The organism is Micromonospora tarensis, from assembly GCF_016803395.1.
Lineage (GTDB): Bacteria > Actinomycetota > Actinomycetes > Mycobacteriales > Micromonosporaceae > Micromonospora > Micromonospora tarensis.
Genome location: NZ_JAEVHL010000299.1, coordinates 1 through 7,010 on the forward strand (window position 1 = coordinate 1; position 7,010 = coordinate 7,010).

The 7,010-nt window shown below is 72.5% G+C and carries 2 protein-coding genes and 2 pseudogenes; 3 read left to right on the plus strand and 1 reads right to left on the minus strand.

The features are described from left to right. Positions 1-29 precede the first annotated feature (29 nt). Positions 30-2,734, minus strand: a pseudogene (locus JM949_RS31985) (MGH1-like glycoside hydrolase domain-containing protein). A gap of 42 nt (positions 2,735-2,776) precedes the next feature. Here JM949_RS31985 and JM949_RS31990 point away from each other — a divergent pair. From JM949_RS31990 to JM949_RS32000, 3 genes and pseudogenes are all read left to right on the plus strand, one after another. Continuing rightward, a complete protein-coding gene (locus JM949_RS31990; protein ID WP_203151823.1) occupies positions 2,777-4,720 on the plus strand; it encodes an amylo-alpha-1,6-glucosidase in 1,944 nt (647 codons plus the stop codon). Between the two features lie 137 nt (positions 4,721-4,857). After that, positions 4,858-6,189, plus strand: coding sequence for a glycosyltransferase family 4 protein (locus tag JM949_RS31995; RefSeq protein WP_203151824.1), 1,332 nt, complete (start codon positions 4,858-4,860; stop codon positions 6,187-6,189). 133 nt (positions 6,190-6,322) lie between these two features. Continuing rightward, positions 6,323-7,010: pseudogene (locus JM949_RS32000) on the plus strand (serine/threonine-protein kinase); the annotation flags it as partial.

A 7,010-nucleotide genomic window follows, 5' to 3' on the forward strand; every position in this document is an offset into this window, starting at 1 on the left:
GGGGGGCGGCAGGCGGCGCCGGGAGGCGGTCAGCGGCGGAGGGTGAGGATCAGGTCGGCCACCAGGGCTGTCCAGCCGGTCTGGTGCCAGGCGCCCAGGCCGCGCCGTTGTCGCCGTGGAAGTACTCGGGGAAGGCGACCAGGTCCCGCCAGTCCGGGTGGGTCTGGAAGAGCTGACACGCACCGTAGATCGGCCGTCGACCCCAGTCGTCCTGCGTGAAGAGCGAGATCAGCCGGGCGGAGAGGTCGTCGGCGATCTCGTCCAGGGTGCGCTTCACCCCGGAGCGGGTCGGGTACTCGACCTGGAGGTCGTCGCCGAAGAACGCCGCGTAGTCGCGGAGCGCGCTGATCAGCAGGAAGTTCGTCGGCATCCAGATCGGACCACGCCAGTTCGAGTTGCCGCCGAACAGCCCGCTGGTCGATTCGGCCGGCTCGTAGCCGACCGAGAACTCCTGCCCACCGAGGGTGACCGAGAACGGTTTGTCCAGGTGCGCGCGGGACAGCGTCCGCAGGCCGAAGTCGGAGAGGAACTCGTCCGGGTCGAGCATCCGGGCGAGTAGGCGGACCACCTGCTCCGGACCGACCATGGAGAGCAGCCGCTGCTGCCGGCCGTCCGGGCCGAGGCGGCGGGTGCCGATCACCTGGGCGTACTCGGGGCGGTTGGTGAGGAACCAGCGCAGCCGGGCACCCAACTCCGGTAGGCGGTGCAGGGTCTTCGCGGTGAGCCGGGTGGTGGCGGCCAACGGAAGCAGCCCGACGACGGAGCGGACCTTCAGCGGCACCTTCGCGCCGTCGGCGAGGCGCAGCACGTCGTAGAAGAAGGCGTCCTCGTCGTCCCACAACCCCTGTTCGTACGCGGCGGCGGCGATGTAGGCGAAATGCTCGAAGAACTTGGTGGCGGTGTCCACCCAGGTCCGGTCGTGCTCCGCGAGCACGATCGCCATGTCCAGCAGGTTGAGCGCGTACATGCCCATCCAGCCGGTGCCGTCGGACTGCTCCAGCACGCCGGCCACCGGCAGCGCCGCCGAGCGGTCGAACGGCCCGACGTTGTCCAGCCCGAGGAAACCGCCCTCGAAGACGTTGTTGCCGCCGGTGTCCTTGCGGTTGACCCACCAGGTGAAGTTGAGCAGCAGCTTGTGCATCACCCGGGCCAGGAACTCGTAGTCCCGGCCGCCGTCGATCTCGAACACCTTCAGCGCCGCCCACGCGTGCACCGGCGGGTTCACGTCGCCGAACGCCCACTCGTACGCCGGGATCTGCCCGTTGGGGTGCAGGTACCACTCGCGGAGCAGGAGCAGCAGTTGCTCCTTGGCGAAGCCCGGGTCGACCCGGGCGATGCTCACGCAGTGGAAGGCCAGGTCCCAGGCCGCGTACCAGGGGTATTCCCACGGGTCGGGCATGGAGATGACGTCGAAGCTGGTCATGTGCCACCAGGCGCTGTTGCGCCCGTGCCGACGCCCGGCCGGTGGGGTGGAGCCGGGGTCGCCGTCGAGCCACCGCTTGACGTCGAAGTGGTAGAACTGCTTGCCCCACATCAGCCCGGCGATGGCCTGCCGGGCGACAAGCGCCTCGTCGGGTGTGGCGGCCGGCGGGATCACTCCGGCGAAGAACCGGTTCGCCTCGGCCCGCCGCGCCCACACGACGGCCTCGAAGCCCTCGCTGAGGTCGGCCGGGGGCGGCGGCGCGGCGGCCGGGGGTGACGCGGTGCGGGTCAGCCGCAGCCGGATCTGCCGCTGCCCGCCGGCCGGCACGTCGAGCACGTAGTGCAGCGCACCCTTGGTGCCCTCCAGGGCCGGGTTGACAGTAGCCGCGCCGTTGACGACGTGGTCGTTGATGCCGTCCTTCGGGTACGGCGAGCGCCCGGGCAGGCCCCAGAGCCGCTCGGCGTTCGTGTCGTTGTCGCAGAGCAGCGGCACCGGTCCGCCGTCGCCCTCCAGCAGCAGTTGGCCGAGCACCCGGTGCTCGCCGACGAGCCGGGTGCCCTGGCCGGTGAGCCGGGGGATCCGGTCGCCGCCGGGCAGGCCCCAGGCCCAGGTGTTGCGGAACCACAGGGTGGGCAGCACGTGCAACGTCGCCGCCCGGTCACCCCGGTTGGCGACGGTCACCACCATGCACAGGTCGGTCGGGGACGCCTTGGCGTAGTCGACGGTCACCGCCCAGTACCTGTCGTCGTCGAAGATCCCGGTGTCCACCAGCTCGTACTCGGTGTCGTCCCGGCCGCGCAACGCGTTCACCGCGACGAGTTCGTCGTACGGGAAGGCGGCCTGCGGGTAGTGGTAGCGCCAGCGCATCCAGGAGTGCGTCGGGGTGCTGTCGAGATACCACCAGTACTCCTTGGCGTCCTCGCCGTGGTTGCCGCCGTCGCCGCCGAGGCCGAACATCCGCTCCTTGAGGATCGGGTCCTTGCCGTTCCACAGGGCGAGGGCGAAGGCGAAGGTCTGCCGGTCGTCGCAGACGCCGGCCATGCCGTCCTCGTTCCACCGGTAGGCTCTGGACCGCGCGTGGTCATGCGGGAAGTAGTCCCACGCCGTACCGTGCTCGCTGTAGTCCTCCCGCACCGTCCCCCACGCCCGTTCGGACAGATAGGGACCCCATGCGCGCCAGTCCTGCTCCCCCGAGTCGGCCTGGGCGAGCCGGAGCCGCTCAGCGTCGGGTGGCGAGGCGTCGGAGGACGATCCGTCAGTGATCACGTGCACATCTTTGACGTCGCCGCGGTACTTGACCACAGCGGCCATTCTCGTCGTGGCGTGTTACACCTTGCCGCCGGTGGAGGAAAGTTGATCGACATTCGGTTCGGCCCGCAGGTCTGCGGCGATCTGACCAGCGCGGCCAGCCGGGAGTGGCTGGTCCCCGACGGCCTCGGCGGGTACGCGATGGGCACCGTCGGCGGCCTGCGGACGCGTCGCTACCACGGCCTCCTGGTGGTCGCCGGTGAGACGCCGGCGTCCCGTCGGGTGGGACTGGTCAGTCTCGACCCGGCGGTCACAGTGCCGTCCGGCGCGCGGGTGCGGCTCGGCACGCACGAGTGGGCCTCCGGCGACGTGGACCCGCGCGGCTTCGAGCTGCTGGAGCGCTTCGACCTGGTCGACGGGCTGCCCCGGTGGCGGTGGCGGATCGGCGCGGTGGTGATCGAACGGGAGCTGGCCATGCTGCCCGGCCGCTCCTGCGTCGCTGTGGTGCACCGGCTGGTCGCCGGCGGGCCCGTCCAGCTGGAGCTGTCGGCCGCCTGCACCTGGCGGGACGCGCACGGCGAGCGGCGGGCCGACGGTCCGGTCCCGCAGATCGAGGCGGTGGCCGACGGGGCCGTGGTCGAGGGCGCGTACCGGCTCGCCGGCCCGGGCTGGACACCCGAGGGGCAGTGGTGGCTGGGTGTGCACCACCGTGAGGAGGCCAACCGGGGTCTGCACCCGAACGAGGACCTCTGGTACGCGGGCCGCTTCTCCGGCGAGCTGCGCCGCCCCGGCGACACGGTGTCGGTGCGCGCCTGGGCGGGTCGCCTCGACGAGGAGCCGCCGGCGGCCACGGAGATCGTGGCGACGGCTCGACGGCGCAACCAGCGGGTGGCGGCGGCGGCGAAGCCGGCGGACGACGTGGACGCGACCCTGGCGCTGGCCGCGGACGCGTTCGTGGTGCGCACCAACCAGGCGACGGTCGACGTGGTGGCCGGCTATCCGTGGTTCGGGGCGTGGTCCCGGGACACGATGATCTCGTACGAGGGGTTGTTCCTCTGCACGGGTCGCGCCGACGAGGGGCGGGAGCTGCTGCGGGCGTACGCGGCGACGCTCTCCGAGGGGATGCTCGCCAACACTGCCGACACCGGTCGGGTGGAGTACAACACCGTCGACGGCACGCTGTGGTTCCTGCACGCGGTGAGCCGGCACGTCACGGTCACCGGTGACACCGACCTCGGCGACGAGTTGCTCCCCGCGCTGCGGGCGGTGGTCGACGCGCACGCGGCCGGCACCCGGTACGGGATCCGCGTGGACCCGGCTAACGGGCTGCTCACCCAGGGTGCCCCGGGCACCGCGCTGACCTGGATGGACGCCCGGGTGTACGGGGTGCCGGTGACCCCGCGTACCGGTAAGCCGGTCGAGGTCAACGCGCTGTGGATCAACGGGCTGGCCGGGCTCGCGGAGCTGACCGAGCTGGCCGGGCAGGACGCGGACCAGCTGTGGCGGCGGCACGGGCAGGCCGTCGCCTCGTTCCGGGAGCGTTTCCCGGCGCCGACCGGGTGGCTGCACGACGTGCTGGACGCGCCCGCGCCGGCGTACCCGTTGGGTGGCGCGGCCGTGCACGACGACGACGCGCTGCGCCCCAACCAACTGCTGGCCTGGTCGCTGCCGTACGCGCCGCTGGAGCCGGACGAGGCGATGCTGCGGCGGATCGCGGACGGGCTGCTCACCCCGCTCGGGCCACGCAGCCTCGCCCCGGACTCGCCGGAGTTCGTGGGCCGACACCGGGGTGGCCCGGCCGACCGGGACGGTGGCTACCACCAGGGCACGGTCTGGCCGTGGTTGCTCGGCCCGTACGTGGACGCCGCCCGCCGGGGGAAGATGTCCATCGATGACGCATTCGTCGGCATTGAGTCCCATTTGATGGAATATGGGATAGGCTCAGTGAGCGAGACGGCCGATGGCCTCGCGCCGCACGCCGCGACCGGCTGCCCGTTCCAGGCGTGGTCGGTGGCCGAGCTGCTGCGGGTGCGTCGAAAGGGCCAGTAGCGCTTTACACGACCGCAACGGTGGTGTCGCCGCTGGTTATCGCGATCCCGGCAGGATTGGCCTCGATCCAGACGCGACGGCGACATCGACTCCGGTGTCGGTCGGCGCGCGCCCGGGGACAACTCAAAGGGGGCCGCATGTCACCCGACGCCCACGTGATCGACATCCACCCCGCCCGACAGCTACGGGTGCTGATGCTCTCCTGGGAGTACCCGCCGGTGCTCGTCGGCGGCCTCGGCCGACATGTGCACGCCCTCTCCGTGGCCCTGGCCGCCGCCGGCCACGAGGTCACCGTCGTCACCCGGCACGCCGACGGCGCGCCCCTGGAGGAGTACGCCGACGGCGTGCGCATCCTGCGCGCCCCGGAGGACCCGGTCACCTTCCCCCTCGCCACCGGCTCCCTGCTCGCCTGGACCATGGCCTTCAACCACACCCTCACCCGCACCGCCCTACGCGCCACCCAGGCCGGCGCGTACGACGTCATCCACGCCCACGACTGGCTGGTCGCGCACACCGCCGTCACCCTGGCCGAACACCTCGACCTCCCGCTGGTCACCACCATGCACGCCACCGAGGCGGGCCGGCACCAGGGCTGGCTGCCGGAGGAGATGAACCGCACCATCCACGGCGTCGAACACTGGCTCAGCGGGTCCTCCATCCGGGTGATCACCTGCTCGGGGTACATGCGCGAGCAGGTGACCACCCTGTTCGACGTACCGGCCGCCCAGGTCGACGTGGTGCCCAACGGGGTCGACGACCGGGCCTGGCGGGCCCGGCCACGAGCGGTCGCGTCGGCCCGGGCCCGGTTCGCCGGGGACGGGCCGCTGGTCGGATACGCCGGGCGGCTGGTCTACGAGAAGGGTGTCCAGCACCTGGTGCACGCCGTGCCCCGGCTGCGCGAGCGGCACCCGGGGCTACGCGTGGTGATCGCCGGCGACGGCCCGTACCGCGCCGAACTGGAGGCGGAAGCCCGGCGGTTGGCGCTCAGCTCGACCGTCCGGTTCACCGGTTTCCTCGACTCGACCCAGCTGCCGGCGATGCTCGGCGCCACCGACGCGACGGTGGTCCCCAGCCTGTACGAGCCGTTCGGGATGGTGGCCCTGGAGGCGGCGGCGGCGGGCGCGCCGCTGGCGGTGGCCCGCACCGGTGGCCTCGCCGAGATCGTCGAGTCCGGTGTGACCGGGGTGATCTTCCCGCACAGCGACCCGGACGCGCTCGCCGGCGCTGTCGGTCAACTGCTCGGCGACGAGGTCTACGCCCGGCGGCTGGCCCGGCGGGCCCGCACCATGGTCGGCCAGCGGTACGGCTGGGGCACCATCGCCGCCCGTACCGCCGCCAGCTACGCCACCGCCCGCCGTGAACACGGTCCTGTGCAGGCCCGACGCGCCGCCGCGCGGCTGGCGGGCGGGCGGGCCCGGATCGCCATCCCGGAGGGGAATCTGCTCACCGCCGATCACGCCGCATGCTGAGCTGAGTCGGACGATTGATAGGTGACTTCCGATCCGCTGGTTAGGGTGTAGCCCGACAGCGGCTGAGGAGGAGTGTGCACGAGTGCTGATCGCCGGTCGGTACCGGCTGCTCGACCTGGTCGGTCGCGGGGGCATGGGTCGGGTGTGGCGTGCCCGCGACGAGATGCTGCACCGCGAGGTCGCGGTCAAGGAGATCGTCCCACCGACCTGGTTGGCCGATCGCGAACGGAACGAGCTGCGCTCGCGCACTCTGCGCGAGGCGCGTGCGGCGGCCCGGCTCAACCATCCCGCCGTGGTCCGGCTCTACGATGTCGTCGCCGTCGACGGCAGCCCGTGGATCGTGATGGAGTACGTCCCGTCCCGCACCCTCCAGGACGTGGTGGACACGGAGGGGCCCCTGGAGCCGGCCCGCGCGGCCCGGATCGGCCTGGCGGTGCTCGACGCGTTGCGGGCCGCGCACCGCGCCGGGGTGCTGCACCGCGACATCAAACCGCAGAACGTGCTCGTCGCGCACGACGGACGGGTGATGCTCACCGACTTCGGGCTGGCCACCTTCGACGGTGCGACGGCGTGATGACCCGCCCCGGCATGGTCTTCGGCTCCCCCCAGTACGTCGCCCCGGAGCGGGCCGCCGAGGGGGCGTCCACGGTGGCCGCCGACCTGTGGTCACTCGGTGCCACCCTGCACGCCGCCGTGGAGGGGCAGTCCCCGTACGCCCGCAGCACGGCGATGGCCACCCTGAGCGCCCTGGCGGCCGGGCCACCGGACCCGGCCCCGCACGCCGGGTTGCTCGCGCCGGTGCTCGCCGGTCTGCTTCGCCG